Genomic DNA, 19104 nt, shown 5'->3' on the forward strand with positions numbered 1-19104 from the left:
AACGGATTTATGAAACTGGCATTTATCCCTGTTCCCGTCATGATCGGTGCGTCGGCGATTGTCGCGACGCGCTTGCTCGAATTCATATTATTGTTTGATGCTATGGGCTTTTCAGGGCTGATGAGCTTTATTGAAGTCAGTGCCGAGTCCTGGCTGAACTGTTTCATCATGCTGGCCAGTTTGCTGATTGTGTTGACCGAATGCCGTGCCGCGTACGCCATGATGCGTGGCCGCCGCTGGGGGCGCCGGGCATTCATCGGTTGTCAGGTGATCGTGGTCGGTTACATGCTGCTGGCGTCATTTGACTGGTTCGGCCCGCGTATCTTTCGCTTTAATGTCGAAACACAGGGCGAATTTCTCTATGCGCTGCTGATGCAAAAAATTCCCGATATGCTGGTGCTGCTACTGTTGTATGTGCCTGCCAGCAGCCGCAGATACTTTTCCCGTCGCAAATAGCCTCGATGTAAGTGAGTCTTTCCCGCCGCGCAGTGATAAACTGCGCGCCAGTTTTTTACTGCATCTGATGACCGGAAATTTTTCATGCATTGCGAACTTTACACCGCCGGAACCTGCCGTTCCTGCCAGTGGCTCGACAAACCTTATTTACAACAGTTAGCCGACAAGCAGCGGGATCTCAGCGATTTGCTGTCAGATTTGCCGGTGGATGAATGGTGTGAACCGGTTACCGGCCCTGAAAGTGCGTTTCGTAATAAAGCCAAAATGGTGGTCAGCGGCAGCGTGGAACGCCCTTTACTTGGGATGTTGCACCGCGACGGCACGCCGGTCGATTTGTGTGAGTGCCCGTTGTATCCGGCCAGTTTCCCTGCGGTATTTTCAGTTCTCAAAATCTTTATTGCCCGCGCGGGCCTGACCCCTTACAACGTTGCGCGCAAACGCGGCGAGCTGAAATTCCTGTTACTGACTGAAAGCCAGAAAGATGGCGGCATGATGCTGCGCTTTGTGTTGCGTTCAGACGCCAAACTGGCGCAACTGCGTGCGGCACTGCCGTGGTTGCAACAGCAGTTGCCACAGTTGAAAGTGATTTCCGCCAACATCCAGCCGGTGCATATGGCGATCCTCGAAGGTGACACTGAAATTCCACTGACGGATGTTCAGCGGCTGGAAGAAGATTTTAACCATGTCCCCCTGTTTATCCGCCCGCAAAGCTTCTTCCAGACCAATCCGGTGGTGGCTGAAAAGCTTTACGCCACGGCGCGTGACTGGGTGAGGGCGCGAGGGGATATCCGAAGTATGTGGGATCTGTTCTGTGGCGTGGGCGGCTTTGGTCTGCATTGTGCAACACCGCAGATGAAACTGACCGGTATCGAAATCAGCGCGGAAGCCATTGCCTGTGCGAAAGAATCGGCGGTGCGTCTGGGGCTGCAAAACGTTGAGTTTCAGTCGCTCGATTCCACCGGTTTTGCGACCGGCAAAGGCGAGGTGCCGGATCTGGTGCTGGTGAATCCGCCGCGTCGTGGCATCGGCAAAGCGTTGTGCGAATATCTCAGCCACATGGCGCCGGATACGATTCTCTATTCAAGCTGTAACGCCCAAACTATGGCGCAGGATCTGGCATTACTGCCGGACTATCACATTCTGCGTGTCCGGCTTTTCGACATGTTCCCGCATACCGCGCATTACGAAGTGATGGCGCTGCTGGTGCGGCGTTAAACCATTCAGTCAGCCGCCAGCTGATTCATGATCAACACAATCTTATCCAGAATTTCACTGAACAGATGCTCGCTGAACGGGGCGAGCATCGGCATCATCAGGCTGATCGCCAGAATCCCAATGCTGAGGGTCAGCGGAAAACCGATGACGAAAACGGAAAGCTGTGGCGTCACGCGGTTTAACAGGCCCAGCGCCATGTTGAGCGTCAGCAGCAATGTCACGATTGGCAGAGCCAGCATCATCCCGCCGCTGAATACAATGCTGCCCGCTTTGGCGACGGCCATAAAACCTTCGGCATTCACCGGATTATGGCTGATGGGCAGGGTATGAAAACTGTCGGCCAGCAGGGAAATCAGCCACAGATGCGCGTTGAAACTCAGGAACAACAACACCGCCAGCAGGTTTAAAAACTGTGCCAGCAGCGGGGTATTGAGACGGTTGCTTGGATCATAAAACGTCGCAAAGGAAATCCCCATCTGCAAACCCATAATTTCACCGGCCATACGGATGGCGGCAAAGGCCAGTTGCATGGTGATACCCAGCGCGGTGCCAATCATAATCTGCTGCATTGCCAGCCACAGTGCAGGCGTGGAGAAGATCGGCGTGTCCACCGGTGGCAGGGAAGGCGCAATCAGGAAGGTAATCATCATCCCAAGACCGAGTTTTACCCGGTTAGGGACTGACTTTTCACTGGTGATCGGCGCGGTGCTGATCAGCGCCAGAATTCGCAGCAGGGGCCAGAAATACATGCTCAGCCATCCGGCTAACTGGGTGCTGTCGAAGGAAACCATAGATTAACCGATGATGTAAGGCAGGTTGGTAAACAACGTGCGCATGTAATCGAGCAGCAGATTCAGCATCCACGGCCCGGCGATCACGATAGTCGCCACAACGGCCAGAATTTTAGGAATGAAGGACAGCGTTTGTTCGTTGATTTGTGTCGCCGCCTGCAACAGGCTGACGATAAGCCCGGTCACCAGCGCGGCCAGCAACAAAGGCGCAGCAACGGCCAGCGCCACTTTCATTGCCTCATTGCCCAGTGCCATTACCGATTCAGGAGTCATAAGATTCTCGTAAAAGAAGACGGGCGACTCCCTCCCCTGCGAAGGGGAGGGTTGGGGTGGGGTATGAATAGCAGCTCAGAATTTCAAGTTGCCTGTAAAACCCCCTCCCGGCCTCCCCCTTCGCAGGGGGAGGAGCAAAAAACGCCCATTAAGTCAGGCGTTGAATTAACTGTAAAAACTCTGCGCCAGCGATCCGAGCAGCAGTTGCCAGCCATCGACCAGCACGAACAACATCAGCTTGAACGGCAGTGAAATGGTGGCGGGTGGCACCATCATCATCCCCAGCGCCATCAGTACGCTGGCGACCACCAGGTCGATAATCATGAACGGTATGAATACGGTGAAGCCAATCTGGAAAGCGGTTTTCAGTTCGCTGGTGACGTAAGCCGGTAACAAAATACGCATCGGCACGGCTTCCGGGCCTGCAAGAGGCGGGATGTTGGCCAGACGCGCATACAAAGCCAGATCGCTTTCGCGGGTCTGGCGCAGCATAAACTGGCGTAACGGCTGAGCGCCTTTGTCCATTGCTTCCTGCATGGTGATCTTGTTTTCGCTGAAGGGCTGATAAGCATCGCTGTAAATTTTGTCGAATACCGGTGCCATCACGAAGAAGGTCAGAAACAGGCCAAGGCCGAGCAGCACCTGGTTTGGCGGCGCGGAAGGTGTACCCAGTGCATTTCGCAGTAAACCCAGCACGATAATGATGCGGGTAAAACTGGTACACATCAGCAGCATCGCAGGTAACAGGGTCAGTGTGGTGATAAACACCAGCGTCTGAATCGGCAGCGACCAGTTTTGTGTCCCGTTAGACATCTGCTGGCTGATGATCCCCGGTAACTGTGCAAAAGCTGCCGGGCTGGCAAGCAATAGCAGCGGCAGACACAGGTGAGTGACCAGGCGAACAGGGCGCTGACGGGCAGCGGTAAGGGCGGATTTCAACAAGGTCATGCCTGCTTTCCCGGACGTTTCAACATTTTCTGCATCAGCTGACGGAAATCAGCGGGTGGGTGATTGGGATTGCCTGAGTCTGGCGTCTGTTCAACCGGAGGCGCGCTCAGCGTATGCAGCGGGGTGATGTTTTGCGCCGTCACGCCCAGCACCAGCCAGGTATTGTCGACTTCCACGATCACCACTTTTTCACTGCGACCGACCTGTACACTGGCGGTCACTTTCAGCAGTTTGTTATTTTTAGACTGTGGCGCGAAACCGGCACGCTTAACCACCCAGCCGATAAACAGGATCAGTAGCAGGATGCCGCCGAGTACAGTACTGACTTGTGTCAGTACAGAACTGGCAGGCATCGCCTGAGGTGATGCCTGGGTGGTGGCGTGATTGACCGGGCCGGAAATGTACGGAGAATCCGTCGCGGCATTCTGGCTCATCAGCGGCTCAGGCGACGCATACGTTCGGACGGGGTGATGATGTCAGTGATACGCACGCCGTATTTATCGGCGACCACCACCACTTCACCCTGAGCAATCAGATAACCGTTGATCAGGATATCCAGCGGTTCACCGGCCAGACCGTCGAGCGACACCACGGAACCCTGCGACAGACGCAGCAGTTCTTTGATGGTCATTTTAGTGCGACCTAATTCCACGGTCAGTTTCACCGGAATATCGAGGATCATGTCGATATCTTGCAAACTGCCTGTTCCGTCCTGGGCACCCAGCGCGGCGAAAACACCGTCAGTTGACGCTTTCGCGCCGCCCGCAGACTGTTGTTCGTTAAACGCATCAGCCCATAAATCGTCAACGTTATCCGATCCGGCGTCAGACGGTTTATTGGTGTCACTCATGGGGCTGTTCCTCATCTAGAGAATTTAAAATTGGGTTGATCAAATGTTCAACGCGCAGGGCGTATTGTTCGTTTAAGGTGCCATATTGGCTGGTCAGCACAGGCACGCCATCGACGTGAGCGATCAGGCGGTCCGGCTTCTCAATCGGCAGTACATCGCCCGGTTTCAGTTTCAGGATCTGCGACAGGCGCAGCGGGATTTCGACGAAATTCGCCACCAGTTCGAGCTCAGACTGCTGAACCTGATGCACCAGGTTTTCACGCCACTGACTTTCTTCATTACGTGAGTTTTCGACCGGCGGATTGGTCAGTAACTCACGTAAAGGTTCGATCATGCTGAACGGAATACAGATGTTGAAATCACCGCTCAGCGCACCGATTTCCACATGGAACGGCGTGGTCACCACGATGTCGTTCGGGGAAGAGGTGATGTTAGTGAATTTGATCTGCAATTCGGCACGCACATATTCAACGCTCAGTTTGTAAACGCCGCTCCAGGCATCTTCGTAGGCATCCAGTGCCAGCCTGAGCATGCGCTTAATCACGCGCTGTTCGGTGTGAGTAAATTCGCGGCCTTCCACTTTGGTCGGAAAACGACCATCGCCCCCGAACAGGTTATCCACTGCGATAAACACCAGGCTCGGTGCGAACACAAACAGCGCCGTGCCGCGCAGAGGTTTCAGGTGGATAAGGTTCAGGTTGGTGGGCACCGGTAAGTTGCGTGCGAAATCGTGGTAGGGCTGGATTTTGATCGCACCTACGGTGATGTCCGGGCTACGGCGCAACAGGTTGAACAAACCCATACGGAAATGACGGGCAAAACGCTCGTTAATGATTTCCAGAGCCTGCAACCGCTCGCGCACAACGCGACGCTGCGTCGTAGGGTCAAAAGGTTTTACACCGTCATCAGACGCGGCAGTCTTTGCTGCAGCCGCCGTGTTGCTTGCATTATCACTGTCACTGTCACCATTGAGCAGCGCGTCGATCTCGGCCTGTGAAAGTATGCTGTCGCCCATAATTTGTTTATCGCAGTATGAAAGCAGTGAAAAGCACGTCGTTGATCACCTGAGGAGGCTGACCTTTGACCAGTGGCGCGTCCAGAACCTGTTTGATGTCCTGAACCAGCTGTTGTTTACCCGCTTCGCTGGCTAACTCCGTCGACTTCTGACGGGAGAGCAGCAACAGCAGGCGGCTGCGAACTTCAGGCAGGTATTCATTAAGCGTAGCGCGATTTTTTTCGTCCGGCAGACGCAGGGTCAGCCCGACATACAGCACGCGGTCAGGATCGTTATCCGCCGTTTGCAGGTTAACGGTGAAGGTATCCAGTGCCAGGAAAATCGGTGCCGCAGGCGGTTCGTTCTTTTTCACTTCAGTCGTCTGTGTTCCATTTCCGGATTGTTGCTTGTGCAACATCCACCAGGCGTAACCGGCCGCACCACAGGCTCCGATGGCAATCAGTAACAGCAGAATGATCATTAACGGCCGCTTTTTTTTACGCGACGCCGAGAGAGCAGAGTCAGACATGGATGAGGCGATTTCCTGTAAGTATGAGCCGTCTGGCGCGAGAAGCACCACACTGCTGAGTCAATTCTGAAAACGATTATCCCGCTTATCCCGTTGTTCAATAGTCAGAATAGGCGGGGTAAATAAGGTCAGCTCTGCCGTTTGAATTAAGGACGAACTGACCGTCAGCAATTATCTGAAACAATTCTGCGAACTTTTACGCAAACTCCTACGCAAAAATGTCCACGCTGTTGTTGCCGCTGACCCGTGAAGCGAGGGAGGCCGGAACCGGCAAGGCATCGCTGGCAGAGGTAGTGCTGCCGGAGCTGAACGCCGCCCAACTGGCGGCATTACCTTGCTGCGAACCGGACTGACTTTGCTGCTGGGCTTGCTGCCACTGCGAACTGTCACTGCCGACGCTGCTCTGACCCAGGCTGATGCCGTTGTCTGCCAGCGCGGTTTTAAGCTCCGGCATGGCGGCTTCAATTGCCGAGCGCACGCCGCTGTGACCGGACACAAAGTGGAGCTGTGCCTGATTGTTTTCAATCTTCATGCTGATCTGGATAGAACCCAGATCAGCCGGATGCAGACGAAGCTCCGCGGTCTGTTGCCCCTGACGGTTGAACATCATCACCTGCTGACCCAGCTGTTGCTGCCATTCCGGTGTACCGAGCTGTGCATTAAGCAGCGGCGTTGTTGGCGCGGTCACGGCGCTGGTCATGGTTGGCGTGCTGGAAACCGGCGCGGAAGAGACAGCAACGGCGGCGGTGTTGAGCTGATTCAGTGCCTGCGTGCCGTTATCGGCAGCGCGGCTGTCATTTTGCTGCAGAGCCGCGGCATTGCCGGCTGCTGCGCTCATTGACGCCAGCGCGCTGCTAAAATCAGGTGTGTTGCTGGTGGCCGCTTTACTGCTGGCGGCATGTTGTGCGGAGCCCGACGCGGTATTGCCTGAGGCGGCTGCCGCTGCTTTCGGATCGGTGTCCGTTACTGCGGCGGTTTTGCCATCAGCCGTCAGTAAGGAAGAGGCGGTCAGACCGGCGAGCAGTGAACTCTGCTTATCGGTTGTGGTGGGCTCGCTGCTGACGGTTTGCGTGGCGACGGTGGTAGCGGTTTGAATCTGCTGAGCCGGTTGCTGCTGCGCCGCAAGTTGCGCGAGCAATGACTGAACAGAAAGGTCAGCACCGGCGTCAGTGCTGTCTTTATCTTTATCGCTCAGGGCGGCATCTTTGACCGGGACGGAGCCCGTGCCTTTCAGATTGCCGGTCGGCAATATCTGAATCGCGGCGATCATTTTGCTCAGATCACTTTCATCCAGCATCAGGCTGCCGTCTTCTTCACCAGAAGTCACTGCCTGCGTCAGGGTTGTTTTATCGACGACCACCCCTTTGGCAGAGATTTGCTGGCCGAGTTTGGCTAACGTACTGGTGATTTTCGGATCCACTTTTTCGCCAAGCTGGGCTTCAAGCTGGCTGGCGAAATCCGCCGGGCTGGTAGCGCCCGGCTCGGAGATCGCACTGACGTCCGTTGCCGGTGACGTACTGACAGAGGCACTGCCGGTCGCCGCGCTCGCAGTGGTCTTCGCCGTGGTAACGGCTGCAGGCAAAATATTCAGATTCATGGTTGTTTCTTCCTGTGTGCGCTGCGCTGGGCGAACTCATCGTTCTGCTTTTGATCAATCTTATTTTCCAGAGAACGTTGCTGCTCACTGGCGCGGGTTTGCAACGTCTGGTACGCATTGAGCCGTTGCTGCTTGTCCTGCCACTGGTTAACCGCCATATTCAGCCGCTGATCCCATTGTTGTAGCTGTTTGCGGTGCTGCTCAATCGCCACTTCCAGTGTGCCGATAAACTGTTGGTAGTTTTGCCAGGTATTCGCAGCAATCCCGTCGGTCATGGTGGAATTGAGTTTTTCCCGGTATTCACGCTGATAATTGAGCAGCATGGTGAGCTGCTCGTCAGCCTGACGTTGCGATTGTCGGATTTGGCCCAAATGACTGGTCGCCTGATCCAGCGCTTTTTGCGCCAGCGAGCAAAGTGTGATTAACGGCGATGAACTTTCCATTTATGCCTCGCTTATCTTGGTTTAGCCCGGGAACAACATGTTCAGTTCCAGACAGGCGTCTTCATATGTGCTGCGTTCCATGATGTCCTGTTGCAGGAAGTTCTCCATCTGCGGATACAGCTTGATAGCGCGATCGAGCATCGGATCGCTGCCTGCGGCGTATGCACCGACGCTGATCAGGTCACGGTTGCGCTGGTAGCTGGACAACAATTGTTTGAAATTACGAACGCGCCCGTACTGGGCGTCGTCAATAAGCGAGGTCATGGCACGGCTGATCGACGCTTCAATATCGATTGCCGGATAATGGCCGGATTCCGCCAGACGGCGCGACAGCACCACATGGCCGTCAAGAATGGCGCGGGCGGAGTCAGCAATCGGATCCTGCTGGTCATCCCCTTCGGTCAGTACGGTATAAAACGCGGTAATCGAGCCGCCGCCGCTGATGCCGTTACCCGCGCGTTCAACCAGCGCAGGCAGTTTTGCAAACACGGAAGGTGGGTAGCCTTTGGTGGCCGGTGGTTCGCCGATCGCCAGGGCGATTTCACGCTGCGCCATGGCATAACGGGTCAGGGAATCCATAATCAGCAATACGTGCTGACCGCGGTCGCGGAAGTCTTCGGCGATACGCGTGGCGTAAGCGGCACCCTGCATACGTAAAAGAGGAGAGACGTCAGCCGGTGCTGCGATAACCACAGAACGGGCACGACCTTCGTCGCCCAAAATGTTCTCAATAAAGTCTTTGACTTCACGGCCACGTTCACCAATCAGTCCGACCACGATCACGTCGGCTTTGGTGTAGCGCGCCATCATGCCGAGCAGGACGGATTTCCCGACACCTGAACCGGCGAAAAGCCCCATACGCTGTCCGCGACCCACGGTCAGCAGGGCGTTAATGGCGCGGACGCCGACATCCAGAACATCGGTGATCGGGGTACGTTGCAGCGGGTTAAACGGCGGCGTGATAAGCGCCGCGCGATAGCCGGTGTCCGGCGGCGGTAATCCATCCAGTGGCTTGGCGCTGCCATCTAACACACGGCCGAGCAATTGCGTACCGAGCGGCAGTTGTTTACCTGCGGTCTGGCCGTCGGCGGCAATACGGGCATACACCCGCGCGCCCGGCAAAATGCCTTCCACTTCTTCCAGTGGCATCAGGAACAGGCTCTGACCGTTGAAGCCGACCACTTCACTTTCGACTTCCTGCACGACCGGCCCGTCATGGCGCTCAATCAGGCAGGTCGCACCCAGCGGTAACTGCAAACCGGTGGCTTCCAGTACCAGACCGGTTGCCCGCGTCAGACGGCCATAACGACGGACTGACGGCGTGCGCGCCATGCGTTTTTCCGCGTCATCCAGCGTTTTCAGCAAACGGCTCAGTCGGGCGGTCATCAGAGATCTCCCGGTGCGGCGAGACGGCACAGTTCATGCCAGCGGGTGGCCAGCGAAGCGTCCATATCGCCATCTTCGGCACTGACTTTACAGCCGCCGCTGTGGATCTGGCTGTCAGCCAGCAGTCGCCAGCCGTTCATGCTCAGGCTGGCTCCCAGTTGCAGTTCCACACGCTCGAAATCTGCCGGGTTAACGCGCAGTTGCGGTTTGCCCTTGAACATCGGTTCCTGCTGGATAAGTTGTTGGATCTGATTAAGCAGGGCGGAACCGTCACAAATCGGCGCCTGACCAATAATCTGTTTAGCGGCAGTCAGCGCCATTTGCATCAGACGGGAAGCAATGACGCTGTCCAGCGCATCCAGTGTTTGCTGGAAGTCAGAAACCATATGCTGCCAGTGTTCAGTCAGAACCGCCTGCTGTTGCTGACCTTCCTGCAAACCCTGCTGCTGCCCGGCTTCCAGACCTTGCTGGAAACCGGCGGCGTAACCTTGTTTCTGTCCGGCTTCGAGACCCTGCTGGAAACCCTGTTGTTCGGCGTGACGCTGAAGATTGAGCAATTCATTCTGGTCTACCTGAACTTTTGGCAGACCGTCGTCTTGCTCTGGCTCGCTGCCGGCCAGCAAAGGTTCATCGGGCGTGGTAAAGACGGGCATTCTGAGGTCGCCCGGTCTCCACCGCTGCCATGGCAAAGCATTGATGCGCTCAGCATGACGTTCTTCCGCCGTTTTCTTTTCCGGTGCCGGTTTGTCAGACTCTGGTGAGTCAGTATTAGGAGCATCAGACATAAGAATCCTCGCCGCCGCCAACCATCATTTCGCCGGACTCTGCCAGGCGGCGAACCGTCTGCAGAATTGCTTTTTGTTCGTTCTCGACCAGAGACATACGCATCGGTCCGCGGTTTGCCAGATCGTCGCGCAGGATATCTGCTGCACGTTGCGACATGTTGCGCAGGAATTTGTCGCGCAATGGCTGTTCCGCCCCTTTCAGTGCAACCAGTAACGATTCGCCTTCGACTTCCTGCAACAGGCGCTGGATACTGCGGTCGTCCACATCCACCAGGTTTTCGAACAGGAACATCTCGTCGATAATTTTCTGCGCCAGTTCGCCGTCGTAACCGCGAACGGCTTCGATAACCGCTTCTTCCTGCTGAGTTTTCATCAGGTTGATAATTTCTGCCGCAGTACGAACACCGCCCATCTTCGAACGTTTGAGGTTCTGGCCGTCGAGCAGGTTGTTCAGCACTTCGGTCAGTTCTGCCAGCGCCGCTGGCTGGACACCGCCGAAGGTCGCGATACGTAGCATGACATCGTTGCGCAAACGCTCGTCGAACAGCGCCAGAATATCGGCAGCCTGACCACGTTTGAGGTGAACGAGGATGGTGGCGATAATCTGCGGATGTTCGTCGCGGATAAGATCGGCTGCCATCAGCGGTTCCATGAAGTTCAGTGTTTCCATGCCGCTGGTGGTTTCGCGCGATTCCAGAATGTCTTCCAGCAGGCTTGACGCACGCTCCTCGCCCAGCGCTTTGGTCAGTACCGCACGCAGATATTCGCTGGTATTGACGCTCAGTGCGGCGTACTGCTCGGATTCGTCCTCGAACTCGTTCAGCACTTCCGCCAGCTGTTTGTTAGAAATTTGATGGATATTCGCCATCGCGCCACTGATTTGCTGCACTTCGCGAGGGGAGAGGTGTTTGAACACCTCCACCGCGCGGTCTTCACCCAGCGTGATCATCAAAATGGCGCTTTTTTCGGTTCCGGTCATAGTCATGGTTGTTCGGTACTCATCCATTGGCGGATAACCAGGGCGACGATACGAGGATCTTTATCGGCCAGCTCCTGCACACGTTGGGTCTGAACTTCAACACTGACACGCTGTTGTGAACGTTTACGTTTTTCCAGCTCGTCATTGCTGAGTTTGACCGGTTTACTGCCTTCAGGCTGTGGCATGGTGGCGGCAAGCGCGGCTGCGGCTGCGGCATCTTTCTCTGCCTGCTGTTTGCGCAGCATCGGACGAACCATCTTGCGCCACAACAGCCAGGCCACAATCAGCACCAGTAACCAGCGACCTGCATTGAGTAACTGATCGAAGAACGCCTGTTGTTTCCAGAACGGCAGCTCGCCGGAATCGTCAGCCGCTTCGTTGAACGGTGTATTCACCACGTTCAGCGTATCGCCACGCTCCTGAGAGAAGCCCATCGCTTCGCGTACCAGATCATCAATTTTCTTCAACTGATCGTCAGTCAGCGGCTTCGCTTTGCCATCCGGTCCGACCTGGTAGTTAACGACAACCGCCGCAGACAGACGCTGAACGGCGCCAGCGCTGTGCTGGGTATGCGTGATGGTGCGGTCAACTTCATAGTTGGTGGTTTCATCACGACGACGGTTGGACGGCACATTGGCATTCGCGGTGGTGGCTGCATTTTGCGCATTATTGCCGGTCTGATTTTGTGTGCCATTTGCATTGTTTGCCGCCGGCGGGGTCGTCACCGGTGCCGTCGCTGCCGGAGCAGGCTGGTTGCTCAGTGCACCCGGCACGCCGCCGACCGATGACGCGCCAATCTGGTCGCTGGTGCTTAACTGACGTGACCGCACAGCCGCTTTATCGGCTGAACCATTTGGCTGATAGTTTTCATCTGTCTGTTCACGGCTGGCGTAATCAATCTGCGCGGTGATTTGCGCATGCACGTTACCGTTGCCGACCACCGGTTGCAGAATGGACTCGATACGACGTTGCAGACGGCCTTCCACTTCATTGGCATATTTCAGCTGGGAAGCATTCAGGTCACGCCCGTTGTTATCAGATTGCGTCAGCAGATGACCGCTCTGATCCACCACGGTAACGTTCGCAGGCGGTAAGCCGGAAACACTGCTCGACACCATATAAACGATGGCGTTGATCTGGCCGTCATCCAGCGCACGCCCCGGCTGTAAATTCAGGGTCACAGAGGCGGAAGGGTTTTTTTGTTCGCGGACAAATAAGGAAGGCTTAGGAATGGCTAAATGGACGCGGGCGCTGCTGACCGGGCCCAGCGTTTCGATGGTACGTGAGAGCTCACCTTCCAGCGCGCGCTGATAGTTGATCTGCTCGCTAAACTGGCTGATGCCGAATTTTTCCTGATCCATTAATTCAAAACCAACCGCGCCGCCTTTAGGTAAACCGGCAGCCGCCAGTTTCAGACGCGTTTCATACACTTTGTCGGCAGGGATCAGCAACGCACCGCCGTTATCAGAAAACTGATAAGGAATGTTCATTTGGGTCAGCTGAGTGACGATGGCGCCGCCATCCTGGTCACCGAGATTACTGAAGAGCACCTTATAAGTAGGCTGCTTAGCCCACAGCATCATGACAACAACAATAGCCACGGCTGCCGCAGCAGCGATGGCGATAGGAACTTTTGGGTTGGCGCGCAGGCGATTAAGCAACGCAGTAAAACCGCTTGGAGGGGTTTCTGCGCCGGCTATTGCGGAACTCATACAAGATCCCTATTTAGCTGTTGAATGGTGGTGTTCATGTTGTCTCTTAACAAAACAGACTCCCAAGTGCGCAATCGTTGAAGCGTGACATTTTTCAGTCCTCCATACAGGCAGGCCTATTTTCTAGGTGAGCCATTATTTGCCGCTTAACGCAAAGTTAATGGCCCGATAAGCCATGGTTTTTAGGTTCAATTACCGCGTTTAGGAAAAAACTGATGTGATAGGGTGTCATTCCATGAAAGAAGTCATTTGTTCACCGACACCCCGATAACCGGAGAAAGCATGTCAATTCAAGGCATTGAGAGCGTTTTACAGCAGATGCAGGCCACGGCTATCCAGGCCGGTGCCGCACCAAAGACCGATACCGCATCAGAGGCCGGTTTTGCCAGCGAATTAAAAGCGGCATTAGGTAAGATCAGCGAGACCCAGAACAACGCAAAACTGGAATCTGAAAAGCTGGAGATGGGGGTTCCCGGTGTCAGTCTGAACGACGTGATGGTTGATCTGCAAAAATCCTCGATTTCATTGCAGCTTGGGGTCCAGGTAAGAAATAAACTGGTAGCAGCGTATCAGGATGTGATGAACATGTCGGTGTAGGGGGGAATCTGGCAGATAAAGCGGGTGCAGGGGGTGAGCAAAAAGTTTGCCCTGTTATCACCTCCATTTAACACAATGAAAATATTATTTGCTAACTGGTTAATTTGTATTAATAACTGCTAATTATTTCTCCTTCCTATTTCACTTAATAAATAACATCAGAAACACATCCTTTTTTTACGCTTAAGGCGTACTTTTACCATTGTTATTCGCATCATAGCTTTTAATTAGCTTGTTAATCATCATGCGAGTTATTTCACCCGGATTTTTACAATCTGACACCATTGATTTTAATTTGTATTAAGTTTGGTGTTCGGATATTTATTGCCCGGTAATTCTTATGAAGCCTGTAGATTCATGCGCAGGCAGGGGAAAATGATTAATAATCATTATCAGCATCCTTCGCGGCTGACCGGAGTATCAGCCAGATCAACAACCCGATGACCGCCAGAACGATGAGTACAATAAAAAGAATTTTCATCAGTACACCATGCTTAAATTTTCCGCCATGCTCTCTCAGATTGACATAAACTGACAATCTATTTCGGCGTGAAGTAAGCGTAATTATTGCTTCAAAACGTTACGTTATAAAAAGTTTAATTTAAGAGATGAAAAAGACAATGAAATTAACACCGCTCATGATTGAAAATGACCGGACGGGATGCCGCCCGGCGGGGTTGTGAATCACTCAATAATCGTTTCGGATATCATCTATTGATGAGCTGATAAAGAACCATGCCGCAATACCTGTGACCATCGCAATACTTAACATTATGTTCATGGCTCCAGTCCTTCACGTCAGTAGGGTGAGTTGCATCTTTACGGAGCATCTGATCGAATTGTTACAGGAAGTCAGTTATGGGGGAATTTTGGCCACTTTATTTACTTTCCTCCTGTTACTATTATCGACCTTAACGGGCAGTAACTTGAGGTTGCAGAGGGAATAAATCAGCGTTGTGAATGGGATAACCGGCGAGTTGTAACGGAGAACTGTAAGTTTCAGAAAAAATGTTACCGGTGTCACAAAATTGTCCTTTGCATGGGCAGGTTTATTTGCCAGAATCGCAAAAAAAAACGCTTCACCTGCATAAAGCACCTGCACAAAATGATAATCCGTCCCCCTCGTCACTGGTTCTTGCGTTTGTTCGCCTGGCATGGTTCTGTCCTGCCCAGTATTCTGTTCCGTCTGAGTCTCAATTTACTGATGTCACTTGCCGCCATTCTCACTCTTCCCTGGTATGAGACCCTTGGCGTGAAACTCACACTCGCGCCTTTCAGCCTGCTCGGCGTCTCTATTGCGATCTTCCTCGGCTTTCGTAACAGCGTCGCGTATGCGCGTTACGTTGAGGCGCGGCAATTATGGGGTGGTTTGCTGATTGCCTGCCGGACATTACAAAGTCAGGTGATGGCCGTATGTCCGGGAGAGGCGCAGCGCGTGACTGCGTTGCTGCTGGCGTTCTGTTTCAGCCTTAAGCACCAGTTGCGTCACAGTGATCCGCGTCCGGATCTTCAGCGTTTGCTGGGTGACGATGCGGAAGATATTCTGTCGCGCCGTGCGCCGACAAATATGGTTCAGCTGCGGTTGTCACAATGGCTGGCTGAACGACGCCGCAGCGGTGAACTGTCGGATATTGTCTATACCCATATGGATTCCACGCTGTTACAGCTTTCACAAGTGGTCGGTGGGTGTGAACGCATCGTTAGCATGCCGATTCCGTTTGCGTACGGTCTGTTGCTGCACAGGACGGTATATCTGTTCTGTAGTTTGTTGCCGTTTGCACTGGTGGTGGATTTGCACTACATGACGTTGCTGGTGTCAGGTTTTATTTCTTATAGTTTTTTGTCGCTTGATACGCTGGCGGAAGAGCTGGAAATGCCTTTTGGTCTGGCCAATAACCATCTGCCGCTGGATGCCATGTGTACCAACGTAGAGATTAACCTGCGTGAGATGAACAATCAGACACAACTGCCGGATACCCCGATGCCGGATCCGCGCTTCCGTCTGACGTAGATGTGATTGTGCGCACGAATTGGCTAATTATTAATCAGTGCAATGGCAAAATTCTTAATGTTCATGAAGCTGTCATAATTTAGAAACAAAAGTGAAATAGGATGTAGGAGCTAAAACAATCCCTTCCGATATCACGAGGTCGTTATGTCAGTTATTCAGGCCAAATCATTGCACGAAGCTGAAGATCTGCTTAATTCCGGTATGGTGAAAAAAGTCGAGCTGGCTTTTAATATTAACAGTGATGAGTTTTTCAAACTTGCACTGGAATGTGGTGACCGTGGTGCGAAAATTACCAAGGGTAAAAATTTCTTTATCATCACACTTAAAAAATGGGTTATCCCGTCGAATGACCAGACTGCAACAAAAAGCAACGTTCTGATGTAATTGCTTTTTGCATCTCCATAACCCTGTCATAAGACAGCGTTATGGAGGTATTTATTGCCGCTTCTGCCGTTTCCCGTGCATTACTTCATCGCTTTCATCATATAAACACTCAGCGGATCCGGGGACAACGCATAGTCGCCAAACGCTTCTGTCCGGCAATAACCCAGTTTTTCATACAGCGTGATGGCTTTTTCCTGAAACATACCCGTTTCCAGAAACAGGTCTTTGTACCCCAACGCTTTCAGTTTCTTTTCCATTGCGGCAATCAGTAATGAGGCAATGCCCTGACCGCGATACAGCGGGCTCACGTAAACACGTTTCATTTCCGCGAGGCCGTGTTTTGTGATAAACAGACAGGCGCAACCGGCCCAGTCATCATCAACCCTCGCCATAAAACACGTGATCTCGCCTTCATCAAGTTCAGTGATGTTAATTCCCTGAAACGATTCCGGCGGGTAGAGCGGATATTGATAGGCATCCAGCTCAGCAATCAGTCGTGTCAGATGCGGATGAGTCGCATCGGTTTCAAAAATCTGGGCACTCACAGCGCAGGCTCTCAATGTAACAAAGTGGATTTATATTTTTAACTTAAATCCCCCCGAAAACAAGGGACTGGCAGGCAGAAGTGTGGCGGAAAACCGCCTTTGCGTAAGAAGAGTGTAAAATTTAATTATGTTCCTGATACGTCTGTCAGAGTTATCCGATTTTAAGTGCCTCCGCTTCATTTTATACATGTTCTTTATTTCTTTTATGTAACATTCATTCCGAGTGATTAATGTATGCGATGAAATAACCTGGAGTGATTAATGACTTGCGTGTTATCGCGCTGGGGGAAAGGAAGTATATTATAAGAGGTTGATTGAAAGGATAAAATTATGGCTGTCTATCCTGTTGGCGTTTTTGTCACGCTTACTTTTACACCAGGTTTATTTGAAATTGTCGCTGTTCTTGATGAGGTTAAACCAGTGCAATATCAGGTCATTAACGTTGAAACGGGCAATGTGATCAGGGTGAATGAACACTTTATCCGCGGCATCGTGAAGCCTTAGTGATTTGTATTAAATGACGATGAACTCAGGAGGCCGGGCAATACTGTTTGCCCGGCCTTTCGTTTTTAGTCCGGCATCAGGTTGTTAAAATCCTCTTCATACAGGCTGCGGCATTCTTCCATAAACTCCGGGTATCCCAGTTCTGAGGTCTGAACTTCACGGCCAAGTCGCTTTTCCAAATCTTCGTGAAACCACTCAAATTCGCCATGCAGGATGCCGGTAAATCCGGTCAGTATGATGCATTGCTGTGGCGTCAGTTTTTTCACAGGGGTTCCTCATGATTTTCGGGGGGGCAAAAGACGGTTACGCCAGCTCTTGCGCAATATAAATGTTGAAAGAGAGAAGTGCTTCACGCCGGTATCCGGCAGGACGCGGCAATATATTCTATCCTCTAATTAATTCCACTGGAAAACAAGGAGTCACATATGGATCAGGATCTGTTTGAACAGGCGCCGCTGCCGCTGCTTACCCGGTTTGAGATTGGTGACAGGGTCAAGTTGCTGACGTTTCCGGTAGGCGTGCATCCGGCCAGCTATCAGCTTGATGTGGCGATCACCAGAATTCATGATGGTGAATTTGAAGGTGAAATTGTGCGCATTGCGCCACTTGGCCGTCTGGGGCATCACGAGGCGCATTTTACGGTGGGCGGGCATGTTGAATTTTTCGCCCGCAACATTCAGGGGATGGCGGCCTGAAAGTCAGGCGTCTCCTGAAAACAAAACCCCGCGTTAATGGCGGGGTTTATGGCTTTCAAAAAACAATTTTTACATCAGGGGTTTCACGTGCTTGGTGAGCGCCTGGGTGGTTAATTCGTCGGCTTTAATTTTCGAACAATTTCCACAATAGCCCACAAGATACCAGTTCCCGTCTGCGCCTTTTTCCGGATTAACTTTGTAGCGTTCGTTACGTTTACCGTAAAACTCGCGTTCCGCGTTCTGTGCTGCGTCTTCCCAAAAGCACAACGAAAACTGATGTTGTTTATCAACATGCCGTTGTCCGTTGCGGCTTCCGCCAACCAGTAAATAATGATATTCAGACATGCATCCTCCTTTTCCCAATACGGGCAATTATCCTGACAACAAGTGTAAAACTCGTTTCACCTGGAAAAGCTCATCCGAAAGACTGCAAAAACTTCAAAGGGCGTGCTGAAGACAACCCGTCGCACAATTCTTATTCCTCTAAAATTATAGAGCACGATCTTACTTGGGTATGGAAAAGCGGGAAAAATGTGACCATTATCACTTTTTATTTTTTAACGAGTGTGATGCGCCTCTTACAACAAATTCATCTGTTGTGCGTTGTCCGGTGTGTCTGAGATTTTTTTGTTAGATTTTCGTTCTTTAGCGACCGGAGCAGGGCGCTGCATTTCCTGATGAAGCCAGTGCAAAATCACCGTCACGGCATAGTGCTGCTGTGCGGGTGTCATAGCCGTATGTGCGGGGATGTGATGCCACTTTTCCAGACAGCCGCGACAGCAGGTGGCCGTTGCGTGCTGGGCAATGAATACCGGGTGACCGCGCATCGGCGTCTGTTTTCCATCCTGTTCTGGCTCTGCCGGGGCAAGGCGCTTAGCAATGAAATCCGCCGCGTGCTGGCTGACCGTCTCCGGCCCTTTATCCTGGCAATACCGGTACTCTTTGGCACCGAGATGGAAACGCTGACGGAAAGGTGAAGCGGCCAGGCGCTTAAAAACATGATCGATGGAAAACATAATCTGGATGTCCGGGTCAATTCTAGGCGCAGAAATAGCGGCGTTAATCACATCATCAGTCGCCATCAGCGGCTGCCAGACCATGTTAGTCTGGCCTGACTATCCCACTCCCGCAGGAACCTGCAATGGCAGAAAAACATGTTATAGATTTGGTCATGTCGGTCAACAAGCAAGCTGAAGAAACTGCCATGCAACAGATGATGCTGCGAAACTTTATCATTGTGATGTGTCGCAGTATGACCGACGAACAAAAGAATCAGGTGAGATGGCAGATGCGCCAGATCCACCAGGTGTCGGATGCTGAACATCGCAACGGCGATACCGACATGCTGGAAAAAACACGGCGGGATGTTGAAATTATGCTGGAGCTGATCAATTAGGTTTCATCTGATGC

Annotated in this window: 26 protein-coding genes; 8 read left to right on the top strand and 18 right to left on the bottom strand. The window is 52.7% G+C overall.

Features of this window, described 5'->3' with window-relative positions; translation table 11 throughout:
• Positions 1-9 precede the first annotated feature (9 nt).
• Complete coding sequence (locus tag AACU55_RS10360; protein WP_013575810.1) at positions 10-456, top strand: YbjO family protein; 447 nt, start codon at positions 10-12, stop codon at positions 454-456.
• A gap of 84 nt (positions 457-540) precedes the next feature.
• On the top strand, positions 541-1671 hold the full coding sequence (gene rlmC / locus AACU55_RS10365) for a 23S rRNA (uracil(747)-C(5))-methyltransferase RlmC (RefSeq protein ID WP_134706987.1): 1131 nt from the start codon (positions 541-543) through the stop codon (positions 1669-1671).
• A gap of 5 nt (positions 1672-1676) precedes the next feature.
• Here rlmC and fliR read toward each other — a convergent pair whose 3' ends face one another.
• The 13 genes from fliR to fliF form a co-directional block, all read right to left on the bottom strand.
• On the bottom strand, positions 1677-2462 hold the full coding sequence (gene fliR, locus AACU55_RS10370; protein ID WP_013575808.1) for a flagellar biosynthetic protein FliR: 786 nt from the start codon (positions 2460-2462) through the stop codon (positions 1677-1679).
• A 3-nt stretch (positions 2463-2465) separates the two neighbouring features.
• Positions 2466-2735 (bottom strand): flagellar biosynthesis protein FliQ, encoded by a 270-nt coding sequence (fliQ, locus tag AACU55_RS10375; protein WP_013575807.1) that lies wholly within the window; start codon positions 2733-2735, stop codon positions 2466-2468.
• A gap of 165 nt (positions 2736-2900) precedes the next feature.
• Positions 2901-3683, bottom strand: coding sequence for a flagellar type III secretion system pore protein FliP (gene fliP, locus AACU55_RS10380; RefSeq protein WP_013575806.1), 783 nt, complete (start codon positions 3681-3683; stop codon positions 2901-2903).
• Positions 3680-4117, bottom strand: coding sequence for a flagellar biosynthetic protein FliO (gene fliO / locus AACU55_RS10385; protein ID WP_013575805.1), 438 nt, complete (start codon positions 4115-4117; stop codon positions 3680-3682). The genes fliP and fliO overlap by 4 nt, the downstream gene beginning before the upstream one ends.
• A complete protein-coding gene (fliN, locus tag AACU55_RS10390) occupies positions 4117-4533 on the bottom strand; it encodes a flagellar motor switch protein FliN (protein WP_013575804.1) in 417 nt (138 codons plus the stop codon). Before fliN ends, fliO begins: the two co-directional genes overlap by 1 nt.
• Positions 4526-5548, bottom strand: a complete 1023-nt coding sequence (gene fliM, locus AACU55_RS10395) for a flagellar motor switch protein FliM (RefSeq protein ID WP_013575803.1) — start codon at positions 5546-5548, stop codon at positions 4526-4528. The genes fliN and fliM overlap by 8 nt, the downstream gene beginning before the upstream one ends.
• 7 nt (positions 5549-5555) lie before the next feature.
• Positions 5556-6056 (bottom strand): flagellar basal body-associated protein FliL, encoded by a 501-nt coding sequence (fliL, locus tag AACU55_RS10400; protein ID WP_037034434.1) that lies wholly within the window; start codon positions 6054-6056, stop codon positions 5556-5558.
• Between the two features lie 208 nt (positions 6057-6264).
• A complete protein-coding gene (locus AACU55_RS10405; RefSeq protein WP_134706988.1) occupies positions 6265-7653 on the bottom strand; it encodes a flagellar hook-length control protein FliK in 1389 nt (462 codons plus the stop codon).
• The gene (gene fliJ / locus AACU55_RS10410; RefSeq protein WP_013575800.1) at positions 7650-8096 is read right to left on the bottom strand and encodes a flagellar export protein FliJ; all 447 of its coding nucleotides are present in this window, start codon (positions 8094-8096) and stop codon (positions 7650-7652) included. The genes AACU55_RS10405 and fliJ overlap by 4 nt, the downstream gene beginning before the upstream one ends.
• Positions 8097-8117: 21 nt before the next feature.
• A complete protein-coding gene (fliI, locus tag AACU55_RS10415; protein WP_013575799.1) occupies positions 8118-9482 on the bottom strand; it encodes a flagellar protein export ATPase FliI in 1365 nt (454 codons plus the stop codon).
• Positions 9482-10135, bottom strand: coding sequence for a flagellar assembly protein FliH (gene fliH / locus AACU55_RS10420; protein ID WP_369794788.1), 654 nt, complete (start codon positions 10133-10135; stop codon positions 9482-9484). Before fliH ends, fliI begins: the two co-directional genes overlap by 1 nt.
• 124 nt (positions 10136-10259) lie before the next feature.
• Positions 10260-11252 (bottom strand): flagellar motor switch protein FliG, encoded by a 993-nt coding sequence (gene fliG, locus AACU55_RS10425; RefSeq protein ID WP_013575797.1) that lies wholly within the window; start codon positions 11250-11252, stop codon positions 10260-10262.
• Complete coding sequence (gene fliF / locus AACU55_RS10430) at positions 11249-12958, bottom strand: flagellar basal-body MS-ring/collar protein FliF (RefSeq protein WP_015690044.1); 1710 nt, start codon at positions 12956-12958, stop codon at positions 11249-11251. Before fliF ends, fliG begins: the two co-directional genes overlap by 4 nt.
• A 282-nt stretch (positions 12959-13240) precedes the next feature.
• On the opposite strand from fliF, the gene fliE reads away from it, so the two are divergent.
• Entirely contained in the window at positions 13241-13555 is a 315-nt protein-coding gene (gene fliE / locus AACU55_RS10435; RefSeq protein ID WP_013575795.1) for a flagellar hook-basal body complex protein FliE, read from the top strand.
• An 856-nt stretch (positions 13556-14411) separates the two neighbouring features.
• Here fliE and AACU55_RS10440 read toward each other — a convergent pair.
• Positions 14412-14711, bottom strand: coding sequence for a hypothetical protein (locus AACU55_RS10440; protein WP_191996173.1), 300 nt, complete (start codon positions 14709-14711; stop codon positions 14412-14414).
• Between AACU55_RS10440 and AACU55_RS10445 the strand changes: the two genes are divergently transcribed.
• Positions 14661-15566 (top strand): bestrophin family protein, encoded by a 906-nt coding sequence (locus tag AACU55_RS10445; protein ID WP_134706989.1) that lies wholly within the window; start codon positions 14661-14663, stop codon positions 15564-15566. The genes AACU55_RS10440 and AACU55_RS10445 overlap by 51 nt on opposite strands.
• A gap of 144 nt (positions 15567-15710) precedes the next feature.
• Entirely contained in the window at positions 15711-15950 is a 240-nt protein-coding gene (locus AACU55_RS10450) for a hypothetical protein (RefSeq protein WP_013575792.1), read from the top strand.
• Between the two features lie 80 nt (positions 15951-16030).
• Here the strand turns inward: AACU55_RS10450 and AACU55_RS10455 are convergent, their stop codons facing one another.
• Positions 16031-16495 carry a GNAT family N-acetyltransferase gene (locus AACU55_RS10455; protein ID WP_134706990.1) on the bottom strand — a complete coding sequence of 155 codons (465 nt, stop codon included), beginning with the start codon at positions 16493-16495 and terminating at the stop codon, positions 16031-16033.
• A gap of 330 nt (positions 16496-16825) precedes the next feature.
• Here AACU55_RS10455 and AACU55_RS10460 point away from each other — a divergent pair, with 330 nt between their 5' ends.
• On the top strand, positions 16826-16999 hold the full coding sequence (locus AACU55_RS10460) for a hypothetical protein (protein ID WP_013575790.1): 174 nt from the start codon (positions 16826-16828) through the stop codon (positions 16997-16999).
• A 65-nt stretch (positions 17000-17064) separates the two neighbouring features.
• Here AACU55_RS10460 and AACU55_RS10465 read toward each other — a convergent pair whose 3' ends face one another.
• A complete protein-coding gene (locus AACU55_RS10465) occupies positions 17065-17265 on the bottom strand; it encodes a DUF7736 domain-containing protein (protein ID WP_013575789.1) in 201 nt (66 codons plus the stop codon).
• 159 nt (positions 17266-17424) lie between these two features.
• On the opposite strand from AACU55_RS10465, the gene AACU55_RS10470 reads away from it, so the two are divergent.
• The gene (locus AACU55_RS10470; RefSeq protein ID WP_013575788.1) at positions 17425-17694 is read left to right on the top strand and encodes a hypothetical protein; all 270 of its coding nucleotides are present in this window, start codon (positions 17425-17427) and stop codon (positions 17692-17694) included.
• Between the two features lie 69 nt (positions 17695-17763).
• Here AACU55_RS10470 and AACU55_RS10475 read toward each other — a convergent pair whose 3' ends face one another.
• Positions 17764-18039 (bottom strand): hypothetical protein, encoded by a 276-nt coding sequence (locus AACU55_RS10475; protein WP_013575787.1) that lies wholly within the window; start codon positions 18037-18039, stop codon positions 17764-17766.
• A 233-nt stretch (positions 18040-18272) separates the two neighbouring features.
• Positions 18273-18794 carry a DUF4186 domain-containing protein gene (locus tag AACU55_RS10480; RefSeq protein ID WP_013575786.1) on the bottom strand — a complete coding sequence of 174 codons (522 nt, stop codon included), beginning with the start codon at positions 18792-18794 and terminating at the stop codon, positions 18273-18275.
• A 41-nt stretch (positions 18795-18835) separates the two neighbouring features.
• Between AACU55_RS10480 and AACU55_RS10485 the strand changes: the two genes are divergently transcribed.
• Complete coding sequence (locus tag AACU55_RS10485) at positions 18836-19090, top strand: hypothetical protein (protein ID WP_037034427.1); 255 nt, start codon at positions 18836-18838, stop codon at positions 19088-19090.
• The last annotated feature ends 14 nt before the right edge of the window (positions 19091-19104 follow it).

Source organism: Rahnella sp. CJA17(1/100) (genome assembly GCF_963881615.1).
Classification (GTDB): Bacteria; Pseudomonadota; Gammaproteobacteria; order Enterobacterales; family Enterobacteriaceae; genus Rahnella; species Rahnella aceris.